The sequence below is a fragment of the Streptomyces sp. NPDC031426 genome (genome assembly GCF_055581585.1).
The window spans coordinates 83699-106786 of the sequence record NZ_JBVIJE010000004.1 but is presented as its reverse complement, the minus strand read 5'-3'; the positions used below and the strand labels follow the sequence as shown (position 1 = coordinate 106786).

The following is a 23088-nucleotide window of genomic DNA, read 5'->3' as shown; positions in this document are numbered from 1 at the left end:
CCCGGGGTGGGGGTCACTGGCCCGAGGCCCCCTCCTGGGAGGTGGTGCCAGGTACACCCCGGCCGCCGGCCAGCACCGTCGCCTCCACCTCCGGATCGAGGCCCGGCGCCGTCCGGTCGGGCCGGATGGGCACCTCGCCGCCGATCTCCGTCAGCCAGCGCCAGGTGTCCGCCACGGTCTGAGCGGCCGGCCGGCACACCAGGCCGGTGGCCAGGGCCCGTGACACGTCGGTGCGGTGGGCGCAGTCGTACAGCTCGGTGCCCGGCGGCGCCCACACCGGCAGCTCGGTCCACGGTTCGACCCCGGCGGCCAGGATCGCCTCCGGGTCGGTCCAGCACAGCTCGGCGTTCGCTCCGGTGACCCGGACACACAGGTCGAGCAGCTCGCCCATGGTGCTGTGCCCCGGCGGGCCGATCAGGTCGTACGGCCCGCTCAGCGACTGTTCCACCGCTCCCAGGAGCCAGCCCGCCAGGTCACGGGCGTCGATGAACTGCACCGGCAGCTCGCGCGGCCCGGGCGCCAGCACCGGGCCACCACGGGCGATCCGGGTCAGCCACCAGGGCAGCCGGCCCACGTTCTCGTACGGTCCGAGGATCAGCCCGGCCCGCACCAGCAGCGAGTCCCGCTCGCCGAAGGCCTCGACGGCGGCCAGCTCGCCGCCCCGCTTGTCGCGGGCGTAGTCGGTCGGCCCCGCGTCGGCGGCGGCGCCCTCGACCGGCGCCCCGGCCTCGGCGGCCCCGCCCAGCGTGGGCCAGGGCCAGGCGTACACCGACCGGCTGGAGACGTACACGTACCGTCCGGCACGGCCCCGCAGCAACTGTGCCGCCGCGAGCACGGCACGCGGCTCGGCCGACCAGGTGTCGATCACGGCGTCCCAGGAGCCGGCGTCGGCGGCGAGCGTGGCGAGGCCGTCCGGTGCGGTGCGGTCGCCGTGCAACGACCGCACCCCCGGCGGTGGTTGATGCCGTCCCCGGTGGAAGACGGTCACCTCCCAGCCGCGCCCCAGCGCGGCCTCGGCCACCGCCCGCCCCACGAACTCCGTACCGCCCAGCACCAGAAGTCTCATACCGGTGATCGTGCCCGCTCCGGGCGCCCGGCGGCAGGTGACTCTGCCGAGGGCAGAGCCGCTCTTCCGACTGCCGGTCAGCGGCCGGTCGGCGGAGTGTACTTGTAGCCGACCCGGCGCACCGTCTGGATCGTCTGACGGTGCTCGGCGCCCAGCTTGCGGCGCAGCCGGGCGATGTGCACGTCGACGGTGCGGCCGTCGCCGACATGGCCGTAGCCCCACACCGTGGTGACCAGCTGGTCGCGGGTGTGCACCCGGTGCGGATGGGCCACCAGGTGCGCGAGCAGCTCGAACTCCAGGTAGGTGAGGTCGAGTTCGCGGCCGTCGACGCGGGCGGTGCGCTGCACGGGGTCGATCCGCACCAGCGGCTCGGCGGCGCCCGCCCCGGCGGGCGTCTCCGGCTGGTCCGGCACCGCGACCGGCAGGAACGGCGGGTGCTGGTCGGCCGGGACCAGCACCAGGTAGCCGACCATCGGCGGCTGTCCGGGCAGGGTCGGCAGGGTGTGCTGCGGCGCGGGCAGCCAGGTGGCGCCCGGCGGCAGGAGGTCCGCGACGTCGACCACCTCGTCCCGGTCGACGGCGCGCAGCCGGTGCCGGGCGGGGGCGGTGAGGGTGGAGGCGGGGGAGAGAGAACGAGTGGTCGCCATGAGAGGTCAGCTCTTTCGCGCGAGAGGTTCGTCGGTGGGAGCGGCGGCCGCGATTCGTGGTCGGGCGCGCCGGAGGACGTACGTCGTTTCGCGCTGGCCGAAGGCCGGGGGTTACGGCTTTAGAGGGCCCGCGCGTTCACCGCGCGGCAACACACCCGGTCGAAGTCGTGGTGCTGACGGGAAGGCCAGAAGGGCTCGAGGTCATGGCGACCCGTCGCGGTGTACTTCTGGAAGCTGGCCATGGGCCCATTGAAGCAGACGCGGGCGCCGGACAGGACCCCTGCGTGCAAGGTCGTCTCGGTATCCGGACAAGGGCCGTTCAGCCGACCACCGTCGCGGTCGCCGGCAGTTCCCGTGCAGCGAACCCGGGAGGAGGCCGATCGCGGTGAGCGCGGGCAGGGCACCGGGCAGGCCGAAACCGCTTCAGGAGCGGAGGCCGCTCCAGGAGCGGTGGCCGAACAGCCATCGGGCGAACGGCTCCACCGTGTCCTCGGCCCGCCCGGCGGCCGTGCCCGCCTCCTTCAGGTGTTGCTCGATCAGCGGCGGCAACGGCGCGGCGGCGGGCCCGGGCCGACCCACGTGTGCCGCCACCGCCCGCAGCGTCCGAGCACCGAAGGCACCGGCGGCCGGGCCGAGCGCGCCGAGAAGGAGGGGCACGGAACACGGCAGGGGGGCGCCCGCCGTGACGGCGGGCGCCCCCCTGCGGGAAACCGGACGGATCAGACCTGGCCGGCCTTCTCCAGCGCGGAGCAGCAGGTGTCCACCAGCAGGCGGGTCACCACGTACGGGTCGACGTTGGCGTTCGGGCGGCGGTCCTCGATGTAGCCCTTGCCGTCCTTCTCGACCTGCCACGGGATGCGCACCGAGGCACCACGGTTGGAGACGCCGTAGGAGAACTTGTCCCACGGGGCGGTCTCGTGCAGACCCGTCAGGCGCTCGTCGATGCCGGCGCCGTAGTTCTTGACGTGGTCCAGCGGCTTGGAGCCCTCGCCGAGCGACTCGCACGCGGTGATGATCGCGTCGTAGCCCTCGCGCATGGCCTTGGTGGAGAAGTTGGTGTGCGCGCCCGCGCCGTTCCAGTCGCCCTTGACCGGCTTCGGGTCCAGGGTGGCGGAGATGCCGAAGTCCTCGGCGGTGCGGTACAGCAGCCAGCGGGCCACCCACAGCTGGTCGGAGACCTCCAGCGGGGCGAGCGGGCCGACCTGGAACTCCCACTGGCCCGGCATGACCTCGGCGTTGATACCGGAGATGCCGAGGCCGGCCTTCAGGCAGTTCTCCAGGTGGGCCTCGACGATCTCGCGGCCGAAGATCTCGTCGGCGCCGACACCGCAGTAGTAGCCGCCCTGCGGGGCCGGGAAGCCGCCCTCGGGGAAGCCCAGCGGGCGGGAGCCGTCGAAGAAGGTGTACTCCTGCTCGATGCCGAAGATCGGCTCCTGCGCGGCGAACTTCCCGGCGACCTCGGCCAGCGCGGCCCGGGTGTTGGACGGGTGCGGCTTCATGTCCGTGTCGAGGACCTCGCACAGCACCAGGATGTCGTCGCCGCCGCGGATCGGGTCCGGACAGGTGAAGACCGGCCTGAGCACGCAGTCCGAGGCGTGGCCCTCGGCCTGGTTGGTGGAGGAGCCGTCGAAGCCCCAGATCGGCAGCGCGTCGAGACCGGCCGGGGCACCCGTGATGATCTTCGTCTTGGAACGGAGCTTGGCCGTCGGCGCGGTGCCGTCGATCCAGATGTACTCAGCCTTGAAGGTCACGGGGCCACATCCTTAGGCGGTGGGTCGGGGCGCACTCGTCGTCGCGGGTGCTGCGGCGCTGCGGCACTGGGGCGCCGCTCGAGCTGCCGGGCAGCCTGTCAACAGGCGATTTCCCGTCCATTGCTCTTGTGTGAACCCCGTGTTACCTGGTCGTTCTGTGTCTCGACTCACGTTGTGAGGTGCCGGTGGGCGGGGTATGGGGGCCCTCCGCCGCGGCCTGCCGCACCCCGTCGAGGAAGTCCCGGATCGCGGCCCGCTGATGGTCGTCGTAGCCGCGCAGCAGCTCCAGCGAGCGCTCGATCAGCGGCCCGAAGTACGTCCAGCCGAGTTCCACGGCACTGTCCGTCACCTCCACGACGACCTTCCGCCGATCGCTCCGCCCGCGCGCCCGCCGTACCCGGCCCGCCCGCTCCAGCCGGTCCAGCAGCGCCGTCGTGCCGGCCGAGTTGAGCCCGAGCGCGGCCCCGAGCCGCCCGGCGGTCAGCTCCTCGCCCGCGCGCCGCGCGTCCATGAGCGCGATCAGGGCGCGTACGTCCGTGGGGTGCATGCCGTTCTGCTGGGCGAAGCGGCCGCTGTGCAGACCGAGTTCGACGGCGACGGCACGCAGCAGGTGGACGGTCTCCAGCTCGGATCGCACGGGGGCCTCCCTGACTGTCATCTCGCTCGGAGAGTATCTTGCTGAACGAGATGATAGGGGGCGGTTCCGTGGCCGGAGACACCGGATACGACAGCACGGCCTTCCGGGTTGCGTACGACAAGGTCCTGACGAAATGGCCCGCCGAGCGGGAGGCGCTGATGGTTGCCACGCCCTTCGGCGACACCCGCGTCACCTCCTGCGGGCCCCGCGAGGCGCCCCCGCTGCTCCTGCTCCCGGGCGGTGGTGGGGCCACCTCCGTCTCCTGGTACGCCCAGGCCGCGCAGCTGGCTCGGATTCGCCGGGTGCACGCGGTCGATGTGATCGGCGCCCCGGGCCTGAGCGTCCCGGCCGGCGACCGCCACCCCCGTACGGTCGCCGACCTGACGCTCTGGCTGGACGCGGTCCTGGACGGCCTGGGTGCCGCCTCCGCCGACCTGGGCGGTCACTCGTACGGCGGCTGGATCGCCCTGCACTACGCCCTGCGCGCCCCCGTGCGGACACGCCGCCTGTTCCTCCTGGACCCGACCCAGTGCTTCGCCGGGTTCAAGGCGGCGTATCTGCTGCGCGCCCTGCCGATGCTGCTGCGGCCCGCGCCCCGCCGGGTCCGCGCCTTCCTGGAGTGGGAGACCGGGATGGGGGCTCCTCCCGCTCGAGCGAAGCCGGGAGTGGGGGAGCCGCTGGACCAGGACTGGCTCGCCCTGCAGGAGGCGGCCGCCGGTTTCCCGGCCGCGAAGCCGGTGACCGGCCCGCGCCCGGCGCCGGACGCGCTGCGGGCGCTGGAGACGCCGACCCTGCTGCTCGTGGCGGCCAACAGCAGGACCCATGAGGCTCGCGAGGTGGCTGCCAGGGCGGCCGCGCTGCTCCCGCACGTGGAGACGGCCGTACTGCCGGGCGTCTCGCACCACGCGCTGCCGCAGGCGGCCCCCGCCGCCCTGGCCGGCCGCCTCACCGATTTCCTGTCCGGTCCCTGAGCCTCACCCCACCTTCTCGATCCGGGCGTGGCGGATGAGGAACTTGCCGGGTTCCCTGACCTGTTCGAAGGCCGCGTTGTTGAGCAGCACGCAACTGCCGGACACCGAGGTCACCTTCACCGTCGTGGACTTGTTGTTGTCCAGGTTGGTCACCTTCAGGGTCGTACCCGCCGGGAACTGGTTGCTGGACGCGGCCGGTGCGCCGGCCTCACCGGAGAGCGTGACCGTGGAGCCGTTGCAGACCTGCTGACCGGAGGCCGCGGCGGCGCCACCACCGCTGTTCCCCGCGGCCGCGGACTGCGAGGGCTGCGCGCTCTGCTGTCCGGCACCCTGCTGTCCGGCCTGCTGACCGGCGCCCTGCTGACCCGCCTGCTGTCCGGCGCCCTGCTGGCCGCTCTGCGCCTGCTGTCCGGTCTGGGAGCCCTGAGCCGACTCCCCAACCGTGCAACCGGCCGCCTTCTGCTGGACCTCGATCTGCTTGATGACCGCCTCACGGTTGGCGATCCGGGCTGCCGACTGTGCGTCCGGATGGGCCTTCTGGTCCGCGATGAACCGGTCGTTGTTGCCGTGGGCCGTGGCCAGTCCCTGGCACACCGTCGAGTTACCGGCGGACAGGGTCTTCGCGCCCTGCGCGGGCTGGGCGGCGTTGGACGTCGTGGCCAGCGCGAAGGCCCCGCCGCCCGCCACTGCCGCGGCACTGACGAGCAGCGCGATCTTCTTCTTCGTACCGAGAGTTCTCCTGCGCGACATGCGCGCCTCCTGAAGAGGTAGGGGAGCGTACGCCGCTATGTACGAGATACCGAACGGGGTTACTCAGCGGTTGCGGGAGTCGGTGAAGTGGGCTGCGTCACAGAGGAGTTGAGCGAGCTCAGTCCTTGTTGTGGGACAGGGCTTCCCGTACCGCGTCCTCGGAGCGGGCGACCAGGGCCGTTCCGTCGTCGGCGGTGATGATCGGCCGCTGGATGAGCTTGGGATGCTCGGCGAGCGCGGTGATCCACCGGCTCCGGGTGTCGGCGTCCCGCGCCCACTCCTTGAGACCCAGTTCCTTGGCTTCGGCCTCCTGGGTGCGGGTGATGTCCCATGGTTCGAGCCCCAGCCGCTCCAGTACGGCCCTGATCTCGTCCTCGCTCGGCACGTCCTCCAGATAGCGGCGGACGGTGTACTCGGCTCCCTCGGCGTCGAGCAGGCTGATGGCGCTGCGGCACTTGGAGCAGGCCGGGTTGATCCAGATTTCCATGCCGCACACGGTACTCGGCCCGCCCCTGTTCGAATTTCTGGCGTCCCGGCAGCCCCTTCCCGCTCCTCTGTCGCGCACCCCAAATCCCTGGCCCCACCTGGTCATTCGGCTCCCTTCGCGGACCTCCGACTGTCAGTGGCCGCCGGTAGACTGGAAGCAGTGTTCGAGACGGTCGCCGGAACCCCGGAGGCTGCCTGACCGCGACAGGAGGATGCCCGTGCCCGCTGCCGCCCTGAAGCCGAAGCCGTTGCCCACTCAGTCCACCGCCAAGCATCCCGTGCTGTTCGACTCGCCCTACGAGCCCGTGGTGAAGCGACCGCTGCCGGCCGGGCGGCCGCGCGAGTGGTACGTCACCCACAACCGCCGGCTGAAGGCCATGCGCCTGGCGATAGCCCTGCTCGACTCGGGCATCTACCTCCCGGCCCAGGCCCGCGACGACACGATCCGCAGCACCGCGGAGGAGATCGGCATGCGTCCGCCGTCCGACACGACCTGCCACATGGTGCGCGCGTTCATGCGCTACAGCCGCTGACCCCCCGCACTGGCGCCGGGTGCCCTTCCCTTCGGCACCCGGCGCGCGCTCAGGCCGACACGGCCTCGACCGGCTCGCGCTCGGCCGACTCCGCCAGCAGGCGGGTCACGAACCTCCGCCGGTCCTCCGCATGGTCCTGAAACCAGAGCCCCAACCGGTGCTCGGCGTCCGGGAGTTCGAAGCGGGAGTACCGGGCCCGGGCGGACAGCGCGTCCTGTACGGCCTCGGTCACGGCCGGCGGGATGACCGCGTCGCTGCCCGGGACCGCCAGCACCGCCCGGCCCTCGTACGCCCGGAACGCTTCCAGTGCCCGTGAACTCCGCCAGCCGTCCGGCGTGCGGATGATCTCGCTGAACCGGCCCTGGCCGTTCCCGAACGGCACCTCCCAGGCCTCGGGCGCGTAGACGGCCGGCGCGCACAGACCGACGGCCGCCACCCGTGGGCCGTAGTGCCGTACGAGATCGGCGACCGTCTGTCCGCTCATACTGAAGCCGACCAGGACCAGCGCGGCGTCCGCCGAGACCCGCGCGTCGATCACCGCCACCGCCTGCTCGAACCGGCGGCGCAGGCTCAGCTCCGCGAGGGATCCCGTGCTCTCGCCGTGGCCCGAGAAGTCGAACGCCAGGGCGTGGCAGCCGTTCCCGGCGAACTCCGTGAGCAGCGGCACGAGGCGCTGTTTGCTGCCGTTGCCCGCGCCGTGCAGCAGCACCGCCGTGGCCCGGCCGGGTGGACCGGCCGTCAGGCCGCTGAGTCGTTCGCCGTCGAAGTCGCAAGTGAAATCGGAGAGTTCGTTCACGAGGTCATTCACTCACGGCGGTCCGCGCTGGGCGGAAAACGGGATGCGGTCCCCGCCACCGCCTCCCTACTCTGAACAAACGGCACGAAGCCGACACACTCCACCCCCGCCACACTCACCCCAACGGAGGTCCGTCATGCGTGGCATCGTCGCGTCCGGGACCGTCGTCCTGGTGATCCTCGGAATCGGAAACCATCTGTGGTGGCTCGCCGCCGTCGCGCTGCTGTACCTGTACGCGACGCACGGGCGTGGTTCCCCCGGCACGCCACCGCCCGCCGGCGCGGGCACCCCGTCCACTCCGGAGAGCTACCGCGCCTACCGCGACCGCCGGGACCGGCTGGCGAAGTGGGAGCGCCGCTACCGCCGGGAACGGCCCTTCGAGACCCGCCGGCAGGAGCGTGAGAAGAGCAGGTGAAGGGCGTAGGGCGGCCCCGGTCACAGGCCGGGGGCGCCCCACACCGGGAACCAGCGGCTCAGGTCCTGCTCGATCCGCAGATCGCTCGCGAGCGTCGCCTTCACCTGGAGCTCCAGCGCGCTGTCCCGCCGCTCGGCGGTACCGGGCAGCGGGGCGAACGGGTAGAACGTGCCCCGCTTGTACAGGTAGACCAGCGCCAGCTTGCGGCCGCCGTCGTCCGTGAAGGCGGCCAGCGAGCACAGCAGCTGCGGGCCGAAGCCGTTGACCTCCATCGCGCTGTTCACCGCGTGCAGATCGTTGACCAGCTCCGGCAGCTGCTCGGGGCTGCGCGCGGACACCAGCCAGGAGTAGCCGTAGTCGTCCCGGCGCAGCTCCACCGGCGGACCGGAGCGGTCGGTGTCCGCGTCCAGCAGCGCCTGCACCTCCCGGTGGGTCTGCTCGAAGGCCGCGCCCTCCACCGTGGCGAAGCACACCGCGCCGGTCCCGGTCGGTGTGAAGCCGACCGCGGCCTGCAGGGTCACGGCCGCCGAGGGCAGCGCGAAGAGCTGGTCGAGATCGGGCGCGACCGGTTTCGTACGGCCCAGCAGGATGTCCAGCAGCCCCAATGCTCAGCCCGCCTTCCCGGGAGTGGTGGCCTCGCCCAGCTCCGCCGAGATCCGGCCGAGCTGCTCCAGCCGCTGCTCCAGGGTCGGGTGCGTGGAGAAGAACCGCTCGATGCCCGGCTCCTTCCCGGTGGCCGGGGTGAAGTAGAAGGCGTTGAAGGCCTGGGCGGTGCGCAGGTCCTTGGTCGGGATCCGGGCGATGTCCCCGGTGACCTTGGTGAGCGCCGAGGCCAGGGCCGACGGGCGGCCGGTGAGATGCGCCGCCGCGCGGTCGGCGGCCAGCTCGCGGTACCGCGACAGTGCCCGGATCAGCAGGAAGCTGATCGCGTACACCGCCGCGGAGACGCCCATGATCGCGGCGAACACGACGGCGGTGTTCTGGTCCCGGCGGCCCCCGCCGAAGAGCTGCGAGTAGAAGGCGAACCGCACGATCAGGCCCGCCAGCACACCGAGGAAGGACGCGACCGTGATCACGGCGACGTCCTTGTGCGCCACGTGCGACAGCTCGTGCGCCAGCACCCCCTCCAGCTCGGCCGGCTCCAGCCGCCGTAGCAGCCCCGTGGTCACGCAGACCACGGCGTGGTCGGGGTTACGGCCGGTCGCGAAAGCGTTGGGCATGTCCATGTTGGACACCGCGACCACCGGTTTGGGCATGTCCGCGATCGCGCACAGCCGGTCGATCACCGCGTGCAGCTCGGGATACTCCTCGCGCTCCACGACCCGGCCGTGCATCGCGAACATGGCGATCCGGTCGGAGAACCAGAACTGTGCCACGAACATCGCCCCGACCAGCACGACGACCAGCACCCAGGACTTCAGCAGCGCGATCAGCGCGGCCACGAAGACCACATACAACAGACCGAGCAGGAACATCGTCAGACCCATGCGCACGGTCAGCCGTCGGTCGCTCCGGAAGCGGCTCTGCATCTTGCATCACCCCGCAGTCAGGCACTCGTCCCGCTGTCCAGTGTGCACCAGCGGACTCCCATGAACAGGTCCCGAACGTCCCTAGGAGCAGCAAAACGTACCTGTGAGTCGGCCGGCTGTCGCCGAGCGTCCCCGGTCACCGTGCGCCGGGTGGGGCCCGTCCTGGTCACGACGAGCCGAACTGCAGCAGCCCGATCAGCACCATGACCGCGACCACACAGCCGAAGACCATGGCCGTCGACGCCCATGACGCCCGGCGCGGCACCGGATCCGGGTCGGCGCGGAAGGGCGCCGGACTCGGCGGGTTCTCCTTCCAGCGTGCGGCCAGCATCCGGGCCCGGGCCGAGGGCTCCTTGTGCTCGGCGGAATTCGCCCAGCGATGATCGAACTCCCGCTCCCAGTCGTCGTGTTCCGTCATCCCCGTTCAACCTCTCTCGTCCGGCAGGGCCAGGAGGGATGATCCCCCGGAAGTAGGAAGTCCGGGAAGCGGGAAAAAGTTCCCCCGCCCGGTGGACGGGCACGAGGAAGGCCCCCCGGCTGAGCCGAGGGGCCTGTCCAGTCCGCGGGGGACCGTCTGTCACACGTCGAAGTACAGCTCGAACTCGTGCGGGTGCGGACGCAGCTGCAGCGGCGCGATCTCGTTGGTGCGCTTGAAGTCGATCCAGGTCTCGATCAGGTCCGGGGTGAACACGTCGCCCTGGAGGAGGAACTCGTGGTCGGCCTCGAGCGAGTCGAGAACGGCCGGAAGCGAGGTCGGCACCTGGGCCACGTTCGCGTGCTCCTCGGGAGCCAGCTCGTAGAGGTCCTTGTCGATCGGCTCGGCCGGCTCGATCTTGTTCTTGATGCCGTCCAGACCCGCCAGCAGCAGGGCGGAGAAGGCCAGGTACGGGTTGCCGGAGGAGTCCGGGGCGCGGAACTCGACGCGCTTGGCCTTCGGGTTGGAGCCGGTGATCGGGATACGCATGGCCGCGGAGCGGTTGCGCTGCGAGTACACCAGATTGATCGGCGCCTCGAAGCCCGGCACCAGGCGGTGGTACGAGTTCACCGTCGGGTTGGTGAAGGCCAGCAGCGACGGAGCGTGCTTGAGGATGCCGCCGATGTAGTAGCGGGCGGTGTCCGACAGGCCCGCGTAACCGGCCTCGTCGTAGAACAGCGGGTCGCCGTTGCTCCACAGCGACTGGTGCACGTGCATGCCCGAGCCGTTGTCACCGAAGATCGGCTTCGGCATGAAGGTCGCGGTCTTGCCGTTGCGCCAGGCCACGTTCTTCACGATGTACTTGAAGAGCTGGAGGTCGTCGGCGGCGGCGAGCAGCGTGTTGAACTTGTAGTTGATCTCCGCCTGGCCGGCGGTGCCCACCTCGTGGTGCTGGCGCTCGACCTTCAGGCCGGACCGCTCCAGCTCCAGGGAGATCTCGGCGCGCAGGTCGGCGAAGTGGTCGACCGGCGGGACCGGGAAGTAGCCGCCCTTGTAGCGGACCTTGTAACCACGGTTGTCCTCCAGGGCGCCGGTGTTCCAGGCGCCCGCCTCGGAGTCGATGTGGTAGAAGCTCTCGTTCGCCGAGGTGGCGAAACGCACGCTGTCGAAGACGTAGAACTCGGCCTCGGGACCAAAGTACGCGGTGTCCGCGATACCGGTCGACGCGAGGTAGGCCTCGGCCTTCTTCGCCACGTTGCGCGGGTCACGGGAGTACTGCTCACCCGTGATCGGGTCGTGGATGAAGAAGTTGATGTTGAGGGTCTTGTCGCGGCGGAACGGGTCCACACGGGACGTGGACAGGTCCGCGCGCAGGGCCATGTCGGACTCGTGGATGGCCTGGAAACCACGGATCGACGATCCGTCGAAGGCGAGCTCCTCGTCCGGGTCGAACGCCTCAACGGGCACCGTGAAGTGCTGCATGACGCCCGGCAGGTCGCAGAAGCGGACGTCGATGAACTTGACGTCCTCGTCCGCGATGAACTTCTTGGCCTCGTCGGCGTTCTGGAACATCCAGCTCCTCCTACTCCCGACCGTCCTCGCCGGGGTGGTAGATCGTTCGTGCGGCCAGTGCGGTGGCACACGCTGGCCTCGACCCTAGGGACGGGTGATTTCTCGGGCGTGACCCATTTGTTTCGCAGAAGTTAACCGGCCACCTGTCCACACTAGCTCCGGGACACCCCGGCGTACCCCGGTCATTTCGGGCCCAGTACCGTTGACGGGTGGACAACAGGCAAGCACTCGGATCGTGGCTCTCCGGCCCTCGCGCGGCCATGGAAGAGGCCGGTGCGGACTTCGGCTACCGGGGCGAGCAGTTGGGTCTCCCCGAGGAGGGGCCGAACTCCATAGCACGCCCGGGACGGCGGCTCGGCGCGCTCGCCGTGGACTGGGGACTGAGCGTTCTGATCGCATACGGCCTGATCACGAACGGCTACCGGGTGCCTGCGACGAGCAACTGGGCGCTCGGCGTCTTCTTCGTCATGAGCGTGCTGACCGTGGGCACGATCGGCTTCACCCCGGGCAAGCGGCTCTTCGGCATCCGGGTGCTGGCCCTGGAGACCGGTACGGTCAACCCGCTGCGGGCCTTGTTCCGCACGATCCTGCTGTGCCTTGCCATCCCGGCACTGATCTGGGACCGGGACGGGCGCGGGCTGCACGACCGGCTGGCGAAGACCGTAGAGGTCCGGATCTGACCGTTCTCGGCTGCGGGCGCGCTGTGGCTGATCGCCCGGTTCCCCCCGCCCCTGGGACGCGGACCCGCACCCGGCGATCGTCCGGATGCCCCCCATCCGGTTGCCCGGTCACACCGTCGGCGGCATCGTCGCGGTATGACCGATGCTCAGGATGTGATGGCGGCAGAGGTGACGCCGGAGAAGTTCCGGGACGCCATGGCGCGCTTTCCGTCGGGCGTGGTGGTGGTGACCGCCCGCTGTGAGGACGGCACCCCGCGCGGCTTCACGGCGAGCTCCTTCTGTTCCGTCTCCCTGGAGCCACCCCTGGTCCTGGTGTGTCTCGCGGACGCGGCCGACTCGGCGGCGGTCTTCGCACGGTGCGAGCACTTCGCGGTGAGCGTGCTGGCCCCGGAGCACCAGCCGCTGGCCCTGCTGTTCGCCACCAAGGGCGCGGACAAGTTCTCCGACGCCCTGCTGCAGCCGAACCCCTCCGGGCTGCCCGCGGTGCGGCAGGCGCCCGTGCAGCTGGACTGTGCCGCATACGCGCGTTACCCGGCCGGGGATCACACGATCCTGATCGGCCGGGTAACGGGAGTACGGCTGGGCGAGGGTTCGCCGATGGTCTACTGCGAGCGGGAGTTCCGCTCCCTGAACTGAGGAGCCTCAGCGGCCCTTCGGCATCCGCATGCCCTTGGGCATCGGGCCCTTCGGCAGCGGCATGTTGCTCATCAGGTCGCCCAGGGCCCGCAGCCGGTCGTTGGTGGCCGTCACCTGGGGGCCGGTGAGCACGCGCGGGAACTTCAGCATGGTCGTGCGCAGCTTCTTCAGCTCGACCTGGCCCTCGCCGTTGCCGACGATCAGATCGTGCACCGGTACGTCCGCGACGATCCGGTTCATCTTCTTCTTCTCGGCGGCCAGCAGGCTCTTCACCCGGTTCGGGTTGCCCTCGGCGACCAGCACGATGCCGGCCTTGCCCACCGCCCGGTGCACCACGTCCTGGCTGCGGTTCATCGCCACCGCCGGAGTCGTCGTCCAGCCCCGGCCGATGTTGTCCAGCACGGCCGCTGCGGCGCCCGGCTGGCCCTCCATCTGGCCGAAGGCGGCGCGCTCTGCCCGGCGGCCGAACATGATCGCCGTCGCCAGCAGCGCGACCAGCAGGCCGAAGATGCCCAGATAAACGGGGTGGCCGAGCAAGAAGCCGATCACAAGGAAGACGGCGAGGGTGCCGATGCCGACGGCCCCGAGTACAAGGCCGATCTTCGTGTCGACCTTGCGGGTCATCTTGTATGTGAGAACGATCTGCTTCAGTCGTCCTGCGTTCGCGGCGTCCGCCGCGGTTTCCTTCCTCGCCATGTCACGAAGTCTACGTGGCCCCGGGAGCGCGGACGACGGCAGTGCCCGGGAGGAAGGCACGGGGGAGGGATCAGGAGCGGCCGGCGGCCTGCTCCAGGAAGCGCTGCGCCTCCACCCGGTCCTTGGCGCGCCGGCGGTCCTCCAGCACGGAGGTCCACGCGTTGCGCCGGGCGGTGCGCTGACCGCCGCTCATGAGCAGGGACTCGACGGCGCGGAGAGCGTCGGTGAAGGACGGGATGGCGGTGGCGCGTACGGGCGCGGCCTGCATGATCGAGGTCCCCCCTCGGATCGATGGTGTACGAGCGGTGATACCAGAGTCACTGATTGGTGTTACCAGGGCGTGTCCGACCGGTCAAACGCCAATGAAGCCTTGATACAGGGCACTGAAACGCCGACGCGGCCCCGACGGCCGCCCTCATCAGCGAGGACGGTCAGGACCGCGTCGTCTCGGCCATTACTGGCCAGTAGCTACTTGTGCGCGAATTCACACAGTCGGCTCATGTGCCGGGCTCAGACCGCCTGGGTGGCGACGAACGAGCCGCGCTTCTCGATGGCCATCTGGTACAGCCGCCCGGCCCGGTAGGAGGACCGCACCAGCGGACCCGACATCACACCGGAGAAGCCGATCTGCTCGGCCTCCTCCTTCAGCTCCACGAACTCCTGCGGCTTCACCCAGCGCTCGACAGGGTGGTGCCGGACGGAGGGGCGCAGGTACTGGGTGATGGTGACCAGCTCGCAGCCCGCGTCGTGCAGCTGCTTCAGCGCCTCGCCGACCTCCTTGCGGGTCTCGCCCATGCCGAGGATCAGGTTGGACTTGGTCACCAGGCCGTGGTCGCGGGCCTCGGTGATGACCTTCAGGGAGCGCTCGTAGCGGAAGCCGGGGCGGATCCGCTTGAAGATCCGAGGAACCGTCTCGACGTTGTGCGCGAAGACCTCGGGGCGGGCGGAGAAGACCTCGGCGAGCTGCTCGGGGACCGCGTTGAAGTCGGGAGCGAGCAGCTCGACCTTCGTACGGCCGCCCTCCCGGTCCGCCGTCTGCCGGTGGATCTGGCGTACGGTCTCGGCGTACAGCCAGGCGCCGCCGTCCTCCAGGTCGTCGCGGGCGACGCCGGTGATGGTGGCGTAGTTCAGGTCCATCGTGACCACGGACTCGCCGACGCGGCGGGGCTCGTCGCGGTCCAGGGCCTCGGGCTTGCCGGTGTCGATCTGGCAGAAGTCGCAGCGCCGGGTGCACTGGTCGCCGCCGATGAGGAAGGTCGCCTCGCGGTCTTCCCAGCACTCGTAGATGTTCGGGCAGCCGGCTTCCTGGCAGACCGTGTGCAGGCCCTCGCTCTTCACGAGGTTCTGCATCTTCGTGTACTCGGGACCCATTTTCGCCCGGGTCTTGATCCACTCGGGCTTGCGCTCGATGGGGGTCTGGCTGTTGCGGACCTCCAGGCGCAGCATCTTGCGTCCGTCGGGTGCGACTGCGGACACGACCGGCTCCCTGCTGTTCGACTTACGTAGTCTTCGATTCCTCGGCGTACCCCAGCCTACGCCCGTGTTCATTGCGCCCTGCCGACGAGATCAACCTCGCGGTCGCAGGGCGCATTCCCCCGGACCGCCGATGGCTCAGGCGGACGCCTTCTCGATCACCCGCGGCTTGAGGTCCGCGTTCTCCAGGACGTCCTTCAGGTGCTTCTCGACCACCGGCAGGACCTCCTCGATGCTGACGTCCCGGCCCAGCTCGCTCGCGAGGGAGGCGACTCCCGCGTCCCGGATCCCGCACGGGATGATCCGGTCGAACCACTTGTTGTCGGGATTCACGTTGAGCGCGAAGCCATGCATCGTGACGCCCTTGGCGACCCGGATACCGATCGCGGCGATCTTGCGGTCCTCGCGGCGCTGGCCCGCGTTGGAGGGGGCGTACTCGGGGCCGTTGAGGCGGGGGTCGAACTCCGGGTCGCTGATCCGCGGGTCGAAGTCCAGGGAGAGCCCGCCGAGGGAGGGCCGCTGCTCGATCGGGTCGCCCAGCACCCACACACCGCTGCGGCCCTCGACCCGGGTGGTCTCCACGCCGAACTCGGCGCAGGTGCGGATGAGCGCCTCCTCCAGCCGCCGTACGTGGGCGACCACGTCCACCGGGCGCGGGAGCTTCTGGATCGGGTAGCCCACCAGCTGGCCGGGGCCGTGCCAGGTGATCTTGCCGCCGCGGTCCACGTCGATGACCGGGGTGCCGTCCAGCGGGCGCTCGCTGTCCTCGGTGCGGCGGCCCGCCGTGTACACCGGGGGATGTTCCAGGAGGATCACGGTGTCCGGGACCTCGTCGGCGAACCGGGCCGCGTGCACCCGGCGCTGCTCGTCCCAGGCCTCCTGGTAATCGACGGCATCCGCACCGAACCCCATGCGGACGAACCGCAACTCACTCACGGCAAGCGCCTCCCTCAGCGACCGAGCAATCGGTGTGTCAGGCACGTAAAGCGCCCACGCCACTGTACGTCCGTCCGGCGTACGTCAGCCCTGCGGGCGTTTCTCACACGATCGGATGAATGCCAGGCGGAATGTGCGATCGCCTGCTCACTCTCCGCTACATTCGCGCCGTTCGTGAGGCCATAAGGGCTGCTCAAAGGCAAACCGGGCACATCGTCGGGCCCGGAAGGCAGGAGACCGCACCGCAGATGACGGACCGACCCGCGCAGCGCACCCCCAACCGCCAACTCGCCGCGCTCATCGCAGAAGCGGGGTTCTCCAACGCGGGGCTGGCCCGTCGCGTCGATCAGCTCGGCCTGGAGCACGGGCTGGACCTCAGATACGACAAGACCTCGGTCACCCGCTGGCTGCGCGGACAGCAGCCCAGGGGTACGACCCCCGCCCTGATCGCCGAGGTCTTCACACGCCGGCTCGGGCGCCGGCTCACGGCCCAGGATCTCGGCCTGGACGCCTGCGCGCCGGTGTACGCCGGGCTGGAGTTCGCGGCCACCCCGGAGGAGGCCGTCGACATCGTCAGCGGTTTGTGGCGCAAGGACTCCGGCAGCCACGCCGAGCTGCGCAAGATCGCCTTCACCCCGGCGGGGCTCGTGGTCCCCAGCCGGGACTGGCTGATCGGCAAGGCCGACGACAAGGTGGCCCGCGAACCGGCACCCCGGGTCCCCGCGCAGAGCCGCTCCGCCCCGGCCAAACCCCAGGTCCGGCCGGTGCTGCCGATGCCGCCCCGGGCGCGCGGGCACGCCGAGCGCGCCCCCGGGAACAAGGTCACGGGCGGCGACATCAGCGCGCTGCGCTCGGTCGGCGAGCTGTTCCGCACCCTCGACGACCGGTACGGCGGCGGCCACGCCCGGCAGGCCCTGGTGCGCTACCTGGAGCACGAGTGCGAGCCGATGCTCCGCGGCGCCTACGACGAGCAGACCGGCCGCAAGCTGTTCGCCGCCGCCGCCGACCTCACCCGGCTCGCGGGCTGGACCTCGTACGACATCGCGGCCCACGGACTCGCCCAGCGCTACTTCGTGCAGGCCCTGCGGCTCGCCCAGGCGGCCGGCGACCGGGCGTACGGCTCCTACGTCCTGGTCACCATGAGCCGCCAGGCCGTCTATCTCGGCCACGGCAGGGAGGCCGTACAGCTGGCGCGGGTCGCCCAGCAGGGCATGGGCACCGGCGGCCCGCCGGTCGTGCAGGCGCTGCTCCACGCGTCCGAGGCGAGGGCGCACGGCGTGCTCGGGGAGGTGCGGGCGTGCACGGCGGCGCTGGTGCGGGCCGAGCGCGCCCTGGAGGCGGCCCGGCCCGGGGACGAGGTGCCGTACTGGGCCAAGCCTTTCGACGAGGCCCAGCTGGCCGACGAGTTCGGGCACTGCCACCGAGATCTGCAGCAGTTCCGGGCGTCCGCCCAGCACGCAGAGCGCTCGCTGCAGCTCCGCGCGCCCTCCTTCGCCCGCAGCCGGCTCTTCTGCCGTGTCGTCCTCGCCACGGCCCGCCTCGGCCTCGGCGAACTCGACCAGGCGTGCGCGCTGGCCGCGGAGGCCGCCGGGCAGGCCGCGGAGATGCGGAGCGCTCGCGCCGTGGAGTACGTGCGGGACTTCGAGCGCCGGCTCGAGCCTTATCGCGATGCGGCACCTGTGCGGGGGTATCGGGAGAAGGTGGCGGCGTTGGGGTAGCCCGTTGCTACTCGCCGTTCGGGTTTGGGTTGTCTGTTCAGTTCGCGCCGTCGTGGCTTGTCGCGCAGTTCCCCGCGCCCCTTCGGGGGCGCCTTACGCCGCCCTTGGCAAGGTAGGCGCCGGATCTGCGCGATTCAGGGAACCCGCCGCGCCCAGGTCGGCCAGGATCGCTGCCGTCGCCCTGTGGGCCGAGTGCAGGGCGCCCTGGACCGTGCTGGTGTCGCGGTGGTCGCCGCAGACGTAGAGGCCGGCCAGGAGGCGGACGGGGCGGCGCAGGTCGTGCGGGGGGCGCATGGCCGGGACCGCTTCCGGGGTGTGGTGGACCGCCAGCGTCTCCCAGCGGCGCGTCGAGGTGCGGTAGAGACGGGAGAGGTGGATGCGGACGGCGGTGTCGATCCCTTCCGGCGGAGTCCCGAGCACCGTCGAGGAGATCAGTACCCGGCCGACCGGGGCCCGGCTCGGATCCACGTTGCTGAGCACCGCCGTGTGGGCGACCGGGCCGCCGCGGTCGGCGTCCAGCAGCAGTGAGGTGCCGGTCGCGAAGGCGGGCGCCGGGTCGTCGGTGGTGTGGTGGACCACGGTCACCGGGTGGAAGTCGGGCACCCTCAGGCCCGGCAGCAGCTCCGCCGCCGCCCGCGCGTCCGTCGCCAGCAGCACCGCCCGGCAGCGGATCGCGCCGTGCTCGGCGGTGGCCACCGAGGTCGTGGACACCGAGGTGACCCGCACCCCGGTGTGCACGGTGCCGGGCGGCAGCGCGCGCGCCAGCAGCTCCGGCAGCACCTCCGCGCCGCCCTCCGGCACACACAGCCGGCCGCTCGCGAAGGCGCGCAGCGCGAGGTCGGCGCACCGGCTGGACGTGGTCAGCTCCGGGTCGCACAGCAGGGCGGCGAGCAGCGGGCGCAGAAAGCCGTCGACCGTGCGCGGCGGCAACCCGCGCTGGGCGAGCGCCTGGCGGGCGGGCATCTCGGGCCGGGCCAGGATGCGTTCGACCGGGGTGGCGGCGATCCGGCCCAGCGCGGCGCCGATCCGGGCCTGGTCGACCGCGCCGCCCACCGGCGCGCCCACCCGGCCAGGGGTGGCCGCCGGACCCCTGGGGGTGCTTGCGAGGGCGCGCACCACATGGAGTGCGCCCCTTGCGCCCCTTGTGCTCCCTCCGGTCGCCGGTGCGCCCGTGCGCTGGGTGCGTCCGTCGCGGTGCAGCAGGACGCCCGGCGCGTAGGTGCGCAGGACCAGGGAGTCCAGGCCCGGGGTCGTGCGGAGTTCGGGGTAGGACGTGGACAGCAACTGTCCGATGCGGTCGAGCCGGAAGCCGTCGACCTTCTCCGTCGACATGCGGCCGCCGGCGTAAGGGGCGGCCTCGAGAACTGCGGTCGAGATTCCTGCGCTGGTCAGCCGGTGAGCCGCCGAGAGTCCGGCGATTCCGGCTCCCACGATGACGACGTCCACCTGGTACGCGGGCTCAAGCACGAGGCCCCTCCTGTGGGTTGCGCGGCCGGTGGAGACGTCATGCCCCCAACTGGCTCCGGGGATACCCGAGTTCGGGACGAGGTTAGGTCCGTGATCGGTCGCAAACAGTCGCGCATCAACAGGGCACGGTCGCATAGAGGTCGCATACGGTCACCACAGGTCTCAGGGGATCGCAGGAGGCCGCACGAGATCTCGTGCGCACGTCAGGCCGCCCGGATGGCTTCGTCGATCCCCGGGAACGCGAACCGGAACCCCGACTCCAACAGCCGCTTCGGCACCACCCGTTGGCTGCCCAGCACATCCCCGGCCAGCTCGCCCAGCGCCGCCCGCAGGACCGGTGCCGGCATCGCGAACGGCGTCGGCCGGTGCAGCACCCGGCCCATCGCCGCGGTGATCTCACGGTTCGTCAGCGGCTCGGGCGCGGTCACATTGAACGGCCCGGACAGCTCGTCGTGGTCGATCAGGTGCCGGATCGCGGCGACCTCGTCGTGCAGCGCGATGTACGACCAGTACTGCCGCCCGTCGCCCAGCCGCCCCCCGAGCCCCGCCCGGAACAGCGGGAACAGCCGCCCCCAGGCCCCGCCGCCCCGCGCCACCACAAGCCCCGTGCGCGGGAACACCGTCCGCACGCCCGCCTCCTGCGCGGGCGCCGCCGCCTCCTCCCACTCCACGCACAGCGAGGGCAGGAAACCGTCGCCCGGTGGCGCCTCCTCGTCCACCACCCGGTCGCCGGTGTCGCCGTAGATGCCGATCGCGCTGCCGCTGACGAAGACCCGCGGCGGCTCGGGCAGCGCGGCCACCGCCTCCGCCAGCGCGGCCGTGCCCAGCACCCGGCTGTCCCGCAGCCGCCGCTTGTACGACGCGGTCCAGCGCCGGTCGCCGATCCCGGCCCCGGCCAGGTTCACCACCACGGCACAGCCGGTCAGTCCGCGCGCGTCGACGTACTGGCCCTCGGGGTCCCAGCAGACCTCGTCCGGGCCCTCGGCTCCGCGTCGCACCAGTCGTACCACCTCGTGCCCGTCCGCGGTCAGGGACCGCACCAGGGCGCTGCCGATGAGCCCGGACGCGCCGGCCACGGCGATTCGCATACGCTCCATGGCCCCAGCATGCCCGCGCGAAAACCCCGTGAGGCGCTCCGACGGCCCGCCTTAGGGTGATCGTCATGCCGGAGCCGTACATACGCATCGCCGTGCCCGCCGACGACGAGGAACTGGTCCTCCTCGACCGGTCCACCTGGTCCACCCTGCACGCCGTGTCGCCCCCGCCGCAGGGGCCGTTCTTCGACGAGCGCCACCTCCCGGAGGACTACCTGGTCGCCGAGACCGACGGGCGGATCGTCGGCTATGTCCGCATCGGCCGCCCGACCCCGCTCGCCTCCAACGCGCACGTCCTGCAGATCCAGGGCCTCGCCGTCGCCGAGGCGGCGCGCGGGCGGGGCCTTGGGCGCATGCTGCTGCGGGCCGCCGTCGAGGAGGCGCGCGAGCGCGGGGCGCGGCGCCTCACCCTGCGCGTGCTCGGGCACAACGCCCCGGCCCGCGCGCTGTACAAGTCCGAGGGGTTCGTCGTCGAGGGGGTGCAGCCGGAGGAGTTCCTCCTCGACGGCGCCTATGTCGACGACGTGTTCATGGGCCGGCGCCTGTGACCGTCAGGAGCTGACCAGCTGGCCCGTGTCCACCGGCACCGTCGCCGTGGCCGCGCGCTGGGCGTCGCCCGCCACCTCGTCCGCCGTCAGCGCATACCCCGTCTCGGCGTCCGAGGTGGAGCGCGCGAAGACCACCCCGAACACCTTGCCGCCCGTGGTCAGCAGCGGGCCGCCGGAGTTGCCCGGCCGGACCGTGGACCGGATCGAGTAGATGTCCCGGGTGACTGTGCTGTCGTTGTAGATGTTCTGCCCGATCGCCCGCACCCGGCTCGCCACCGTCGCCGCCTGCAGGTTCAGGCCGCCGTCCTGCGGATAGCCCGCGACCACGGCAGAGTCCCCGCGCGCCGCGCTGGAGTCGAAGTGCAGCACCGGGGAGCGCAGCCCGGGCACGTACAGCACCGCCACGTCCCGGTCGGGGTCGAAGAGCACCACCCGGGCCGCGTACGACTGCCCGACGCCGCCGATCCGCACGCTCGGGTGGTCGATGCCCGCCACCACGTGCGCGTTGGTCATCACGTGCTGCGCGGAGAAGACGAAACCGCTGCCCTCCCGGCCCTCGTTGCCCGAGACGCCCTCGATCTTCACCGTGCTCAGCTTCGCGGCGCTCGTCGCGGCCGGGGTGACGCTGTCCCCGGAGGGGCGGGCCACCTGGGCCGTCGACTCGTTCTCGAACGGGTTGAAGACCTGCGGGAAACCCGCCTCGGTCAGCGCCGACGTGGCCCGCGAGAACCACGCGGGCGTGGTGTCCGGCATCGCGTCCTGCACCGCGCCCAGCAGCGTCGAGTTCCGGATCGCCGTGTTCAGCGTCTGCGACGGGGCGGCGCCCAGCACGCTCGCCGCCACCCAGGCCACGATCAGCACCGCGACCGAGTTCGCCGCCGCGCCCCCTATCCCGTCCAGCACCCGCAGCGGGCCCCGGTCCAGCTCCCCGCGCAGCCGCAGCGCCAGCCGGCCCGCCAGCTCGTGGCCCACCACCGCGGGCACCAGCACCGTCGCCACCGCGAGCGCCGTGGCCTGCGTCGTACCGCGCTCCACCAGGCCGGTCACCCAGGGCAGCACCCACACGCCGACGACGGCACCGCCGACGAACCCGGCCAGCGAGACACAGCCGGCCACCAGACCGCGCCGGTAACCGGACACCGCGTAGCCGAGCATCACCAGCACAAGCACCAGGTCGAGCAGGTCCACGGAGCCGCCTTTCTCTCGGACCCCTCAGTACGGACGGGACGGGCCCGGTGATCAGTCACCCACACACGGGCACGGCCGCCGGACGGCGAACCGGCCACTTTGTATGTACCCCCAGAAACGTCCTGGACCGGGATGATGGTTCCGCCAGGTGGCAGAGTGCACATCGCGGGCACGGCCCGGCCGCCCGAGAGTGGTGCTCATGCACGCCGTCCGAAGAACACTGGAGACGCCCCGGCACCGCCACAGGCGGGGCGCGTCGGGGACGCAGGACATACCGGCAGAGCCGGAGACATGTGACGCCTCGGGGACCCCGGGGCCGTCGGAGCCGTCGGAGAGCCGGGAAACCCCCAAGGCGCCGGAGCCGTCCGGGCCCCGCAAGGCGTCGCGGCCCTGGAGACTTCCGGTACTCATCGGCCGCCGGGCCCTCCGCAGAGCCTGCGGCGGCCGGCAGCCGATGGGAACACCCGGGATACCCGAGGCACCCCAGGCACCCGGAGCTTCGCGGCCCCAGCGGCCCCCCGCGGCGTCCGCGGACTCGCCGAAGCCACCGGCACCGGCGCATTTGCCGGAGCCACCCGGGGTGTCGGCCACACCGAGGATGCCGTCGGACAAGCCGGGACCGTCGGCCATACCGGCCACGCTGTCCGATACACACGGGGCGCCGGTCACGCCGGAGACGCTGTCGGTTCCGCCGGGACCATCGGCCATACCGGCCACGCCGTCGGTCACGTCGGGACCGTCGGTCGTACCGGCCACGCCGTCGGACGCACCGCAACCGCCGACGGCACCGGAAACGCCGTCGGACAGGCTGGGGCCGTCGGTCATACCGGGGACGCTGTCCGATACGCCCGGGGTGCCGGTCACGCCGGAGACGCTCTCGGTTCCGCCGGGACCATCGGTCGTACCCGCCACGCCGTCGGACGCACCGCAACCGCCGACGGCACCGGAAACGCCGTCGGACAAGCCGGGACCGTCTGTCGTACCGGCCACGCTGTCCGATACGCCCGGGGTGCCGGTCACGCCGGAGACGCTCTCGGTTCCGCCGGGACCATCGGTCGTACCCGCCACGCCGTCGGACGCACCG

26 protein-coding genes are annotated in these 23088 nt (G+C 71.6%); 7 read left to right on the top strand and 19 right to left on the bottom strand.

Annotated elements, in window-relative coordinates; translation table 11 throughout:
* Window positions 1-13 precede the first annotated feature (13 nt).
* From ACZ5NH_RS08695 to ACZ5NH_RS08675, 5 genes are all read right to left on the bottom strand, one after another.
* Window positions 14-1066 (bottom strand): NAD-dependent epimerase/dehydratase family protein, encoded by a 1053-nt coding sequence (locus tag ACZ5NH_RS08695; protein WP_468773659.1) that lies wholly within the window; start codon window positions 1064-1066, stop codon window positions 14-16.
* Window positions 1067-1143: 77 nt separating this feature from the next.
* Window positions 1144-1713 (bottom strand): winged helix-turn-helix domain-containing protein, encoded by a 570-nt coding sequence (locus tag ACZ5NH_RS08690; protein ID WP_468773657.1) that lies wholly within the window; start codon window positions 1711-1713, stop codon window positions 1144-1146.
* 423 nt (window positions 1714-2136) lie between these two features.
* A complete protein-coding gene (locus ACZ5NH_RS08685) occupies window positions 2137-2370 on the bottom strand; it encodes a hypothetical protein (protein ID WP_468773655.1) in 234 nt (77 codons plus the stop codon).
* A 62-nt stretch (window positions 2371-2432) separates the two neighbouring features.
* Window positions 2433-3464 carry a glutamine synthetase gene (glnII, locus tag ACZ5NH_RS08680; protein ID WP_468773653.1) on the bottom strand — a complete coding sequence of 344 codons (1032 nt, stop codon included), beginning with the start codon at window positions 3462-3464 and terminating at the stop codon, window positions 2433-2435.
* 142 nt (window positions 3465-3606) lie between these two features.
* The gene (locus tag ACZ5NH_RS08675) at window positions 3607-4122 is read right to left on the bottom strand and encodes a MarR family transcriptional regulator (RefSeq protein WP_468773651.1); all 516 of its coding nucleotides are present in this window, start codon (window positions 4120-4122) and stop codon (window positions 3607-3609) included.
* A 29-nt stretch (window positions 4123-4151) separates the two neighbouring features.
* Between ACZ5NH_RS08675 and ACZ5NH_RS08670 the strand changes: the two genes are divergently transcribed.
* Window positions 4152-5072, top strand: coding sequence for an alpha/beta fold hydrolase (locus ACZ5NH_RS08670; RefSeq protein ID WP_468774222.1), 921 nt, complete (start codon window positions 4152-4154; stop codon window positions 5070-5072).
* 3 nt (window positions 5073-5075) lie between these two features.
* Here ACZ5NH_RS08670 and ACZ5NH_RS08665 read toward each other — a convergent pair whose 3' ends face one another.
* On the bottom strand, window positions 5076-5822 hold the full coding sequence (locus tag ACZ5NH_RS08665) for a hypothetical protein (RefSeq protein ID WP_451003938.1): 747 nt from the start codon (window positions 5820-5822) through the stop codon (window positions 5076-5078).
* A 118-nt stretch (window positions 5823-5940) separates the two neighbouring features.
* Window positions 5941-6309, bottom strand: a complete 369-nt coding sequence (locus ACZ5NH_RS08660) for an arsenate reductase family protein (protein WP_450980777.1) — start codon at window positions 6307-6309, stop codon at window positions 5941-5943.
* A gap of 217 nt (window positions 6310-6526) precedes the next feature.
* Here ACZ5NH_RS08660 and ACZ5NH_RS08655 point away from each other — a divergent pair, with 217 nt between their 5' ends.
* Window positions 6527-6841, top strand: coding sequence for a hypothetical protein (locus tag ACZ5NH_RS08655; RefSeq protein ID WP_388621647.1), 315 nt, complete (start codon window positions 6527-6529; stop codon window positions 6839-6841).
* 49 nt (window positions 6842-6890) lie between these two features.
* On the opposite strand, the gene ACZ5NH_RS08650 is transcribed toward ACZ5NH_RS08655, so the two are convergent.
* Window positions 6891-7637: an alpha/beta hydrolase gene (locus ACZ5NH_RS08650; protein ID WP_468773648.1), complete on the bottom strand. Its 747-nt coding sequence runs from the start codon at window positions 7635-7637 to the stop codon at window positions 6891-6893.
* Between the two features lie 136 nt (window positions 7638-7773).
* On the opposite strand from ACZ5NH_RS08650, the gene ACZ5NH_RS08645 reads away from it, so the two are divergent.
* Window positions 7774-8052 carry a hypothetical protein gene (locus tag ACZ5NH_RS08645; protein WP_388621644.1) on the top strand — a complete coding sequence of 93 codons (279 nt, stop codon included), beginning with the start codon at window positions 7774-7776 and terminating at the stop codon, window positions 8050-8052.
* Window positions 8053-8072: 20 nt separating this feature from the next.
* Here ACZ5NH_RS08645 and pspAB read toward each other — a convergent pair whose 3' ends face one another.
* The 4 genes from pspAB to glnA form a co-directional block, all read right to left on the bottom strand.
* Window positions 8073-8657: a PspA-associated protein PspAB gene (pspAB, locus tag ACZ5NH_RS08640; protein WP_450980774.1), complete on the bottom strand. Its 585-nt coding sequence runs from the start codon at window positions 8655-8657 to the stop codon at window positions 8073-8075.
* Window positions 8658-8660: 3 nt separating this feature from the next.
* Complete coding sequence (gene htpX / locus ACZ5NH_RS08635; protein ID WP_468773646.1) at window positions 8661-9581, bottom strand: zinc metalloprotease HtpX; 921 nt, start codon at window positions 9579-9581, stop codon at window positions 8661-8663.
* Between the two features lie 166 nt (window positions 9582-9747).
* Complete coding sequence (locus ACZ5NH_RS08630) at window positions 9748-9999, bottom strand: SCO2583/SCO2584 N-terminal domain-containing protein (RefSeq protein WP_450980772.1); 252 nt, start codon at window positions 9997-9999, stop codon at window positions 9748-9750.
* 159 nt (window positions 10000-10158) lie between these two features.
* On the bottom strand, window positions 10159-11568 hold the full coding sequence (glnA, locus tag ACZ5NH_RS08625) for a type I glutamate--ammonia ligase (protein WP_388621637.1): 1410 nt from the start codon (window positions 11566-11568) through the stop codon (window positions 10159-10161).
* A gap of 209 nt (window positions 11569-11777) precedes the next feature.
* On the opposite strand from glnA, the gene ACZ5NH_RS08620 reads away from it, so the two are divergent.
* The gene (locus tag ACZ5NH_RS08620) at window positions 11778-12248 is read left to right on the top strand and encodes an RDD family protein (protein ID WP_451556665.1); all 471 of its coding nucleotides are present in this window, start codon (window positions 11778-11780) and stop codon (window positions 12246-12248) included.
* Window positions 12249-12383: 135 nt separating this feature from the next.
* Window positions 12384-12884, top strand: coding sequence for a flavin reductase family protein (locus ACZ5NH_RS08615; protein ID WP_388621633.1), 501 nt, complete (start codon window positions 12384-12386; stop codon window positions 12882-12884).
* 6 nt (window positions 12885-12890) lie between these two features.
* On the opposite strand, the gene ACZ5NH_RS08610 is transcribed toward ACZ5NH_RS08615, so the two are convergent.
* The 4 genes from ACZ5NH_RS08610 to lipB all read right to left on the bottom strand — a co-directional run bounded on the left by ACZ5NH_RS08610 (window position 12891) and on the right by lipB (window position 15989).
* Complete coding sequence (locus ACZ5NH_RS08610) at window positions 12891-13580, bottom strand: DUF4191 domain-containing protein (protein WP_468773642.1); 690 nt, start codon at window positions 13578-13580, stop codon at window positions 12891-12893.
* A gap of 70 nt (window positions 13581-13650) precedes the next feature.
* Entirely contained in the window at window positions 13651-13848 is a 198-nt protein-coding gene (locus ACZ5NH_RS08605) for an SCO2195 family GlnR-regulated protein (protein ID WP_208901281.1), read from the bottom strand.
* A gap of 242 nt (window positions 13849-14090) precedes the next feature.
* A complete protein-coding gene (gene lipA / locus ACZ5NH_RS08600) occupies window positions 14091-15056 on the bottom strand; it encodes a lipoyl synthase (protein ID WP_468773640.1) in 966 nt (321 codons plus the stop codon).
* 135 nt (window positions 15057-15191) lie between these two features.
* Window positions 15192-15989: a lipoyl(octanoyl) transferase LipB gene (gene lipB, locus ACZ5NH_RS08595; RefSeq protein ID WP_388621627.1), complete on the bottom strand. Its 798-nt coding sequence runs from the start codon at window positions 15987-15989 to the stop codon at window positions 15192-15194.
* A gap of 248 nt (window positions 15990-16237) precedes the next feature.
* Between lipB and ACZ5NH_RS08590 the strand changes: the two genes are divergently transcribed.
* The gene (locus ACZ5NH_RS08590; protein WP_388621625.1) at window positions 16238-17707 is read left to right on the top strand and encodes a regulator; all 1470 of its coding nucleotides are present in this window, start codon (window positions 16238-16240) and stop codon (window positions 17705-17707) included.
* A gap of 93 nt (window positions 17708-17800) precedes the next feature.
* On the opposite strand, the gene ACZ5NH_RS08585 is transcribed toward ACZ5NH_RS08590, so the two are convergent.
* Together ACZ5NH_RS08585 and ACZ5NH_RS08580 are read right to left on the bottom strand one after the other, a co-directional pair.
* Entirely contained in the window at window positions 17801-19174 is a 1374-nt protein-coding gene (locus tag ACZ5NH_RS08585) for an NAD(P)/FAD-dependent oxidoreductase (RefSeq protein ID WP_468773637.1), read from the bottom strand.
* 203 nt (window positions 19175-19377) lie between these two features.
* A complete protein-coding gene (locus tag ACZ5NH_RS08580; protein WP_468773635.1) occupies window positions 19378-20271 on the bottom strand; it encodes a TIGR01777 family oxidoreductase in 894 nt (297 codons plus the stop codon).
* Window positions 20272-20336: 65 nt separating this feature from the next.
* Between ACZ5NH_RS08580 and ACZ5NH_RS08575 the strand changes: the two genes are divergently transcribed.
* Window positions 20337-20816, top strand: a complete 480-nt coding sequence (locus ACZ5NH_RS08575; protein WP_468773633.1) for a GNAT family N-acetyltransferase — start codon at window positions 20337-20339, stop codon at window positions 20814-20816.
* A 3-nt stretch (window positions 20817-20819) separates the two neighbouring features.
* On the opposite strand, the gene ACZ5NH_RS08570 is transcribed toward ACZ5NH_RS08575, so the two are convergent.
* Complete coding sequence (locus tag ACZ5NH_RS08570) at window positions 20820-22004, bottom strand: MarP family serine protease (protein WP_468773631.1); 1185 nt, start codon at window positions 22002-22004, stop codon at window positions 20820-20822.
* Between the last annotated feature and the right edge of the window lie 1084 nt (window positions 22005-23088).

What these genes read in the sequence shown, in the direction of transcription:
- ACZ5NH_RS08630 (WP_450980772.1), bottom strand. Translation starts at nt 9,999, where the DNA reads ATGACGGAACACGACGACTGGGAGCGGGAGTTCGATCATCGCTGGGCG.
- glnA (WP_388621637.1), bottom strand. Translation starts at nt 11,568, where the DNA reads ATGTTCCAGAACGCCGACGAGGCCAAGAAGTTCATCGCGGACGAGGAC.
- ACZ5NH_RS08645 (WP_388621644.1), top strand. Translation starts at nt 7,774, where the DNA reads ATGCGTGGCATCGTCGCGTCCGGGACCGTCGTCCTGGTGATCCTCGGA.
- ACZ5NH_RS08665 (WP_451003938.1), bottom strand. Translation starts at nt 5,822, where the DNA reads ATGTCGCGCAGGAGAACTCTCGGTACGAAGAAGAAGATCGCGCTGCTC.
- ACZ5NH_RS08605 (WP_208901281.1), bottom strand. Translation starts at nt 13,848, where the DNA reads ATGCAGGCCGCGCCCGTACGCGCCACCGCCATCCCGTCCTTCACCGAC.
- ACZ5NH_RS08575 (WP_468773633.1), top strand. Translation starts at nt 20,337, where the DNA reads ATGCCGGAGCCGTACATACGCATCGCCGTGCCCGCCGACGACGAGGAA.
- ACZ5NH_RS08675 (WP_468773651.1), bottom strand. Translation starts at nt 4,122, where the DNA reads ATGACAGTCAGGGAGGCCCCCGTGCGATCCGAGCTGGAGACCGTCCAC.
- ACZ5NH_RS08615 (WP_388621633.1), top strand. Translation starts at nt 12,384, where the DNA reads ATGACCGATGCTCAGGATGTGATGGCGGCAGAGGTGACGCCGGAGAAG.
- htpX (WP_468773646.1), bottom strand. Translation starts at nt 9,581, where the DNA reads ATGCAGAGCCGCTTCCGGAGCGACCGACGGCTGACCGTGCGCATGGGT.
- ACZ5NH_RS08610 (WP_468773642.1), bottom strand. Translation starts at nt 13,580, where the DNA reads ATGGCGAGGAAGGAAACCGCGGCGGACGCCGCGAACGCAGGACGACTG.
- ACZ5NH_RS08590 (WP_388621625.1), top strand. Translation starts at nt 16,238, where the DNA reads ATGACGGACCGACCCGCGCAGCGCACCCCCAACCGCCAACTCGCCGCG.
- ACZ5NH_RS08580 (WP_468773635.1), bottom strand. Translation starts at nt 20,271, where the DNA reads ATGGAGCGTATGCGAATCGCCGTGGCCGGCGCGTCCGGGCTCATCGGC.
- ACZ5NH_RS08695 (WP_468773659.1), bottom strand. Translation starts at nt 1,066, where the DNA reads ATGAGACTTCTGGTGCTGGGCGGTACGGAGTTCGTGGGGCGGGCGGTG.
- ACZ5NH_RS08670 (WP_468774222.1), top strand. Translation starts at nt 4,152, where the DNA reads ATGATAGGGGGCGGTTCCGTGGCCGGAGACACCGGATACGACAGCACG.
- ACZ5NH_RS08660 (WP_450980777.1), bottom strand. Translation starts at nt 6,309, where the DNA reads ATGGAAATCTGGATCAACCCGGCCTGCTCCAAGTGCCGCAGCGCCATC.
- ACZ5NH_RS08690 (WP_468773657.1), bottom strand. Translation starts at nt 1,713, where the DNA reads ATGGCGACCACTCGTTCTCTCTCCCCCGCCTCCACCCTCACCGCCCCC.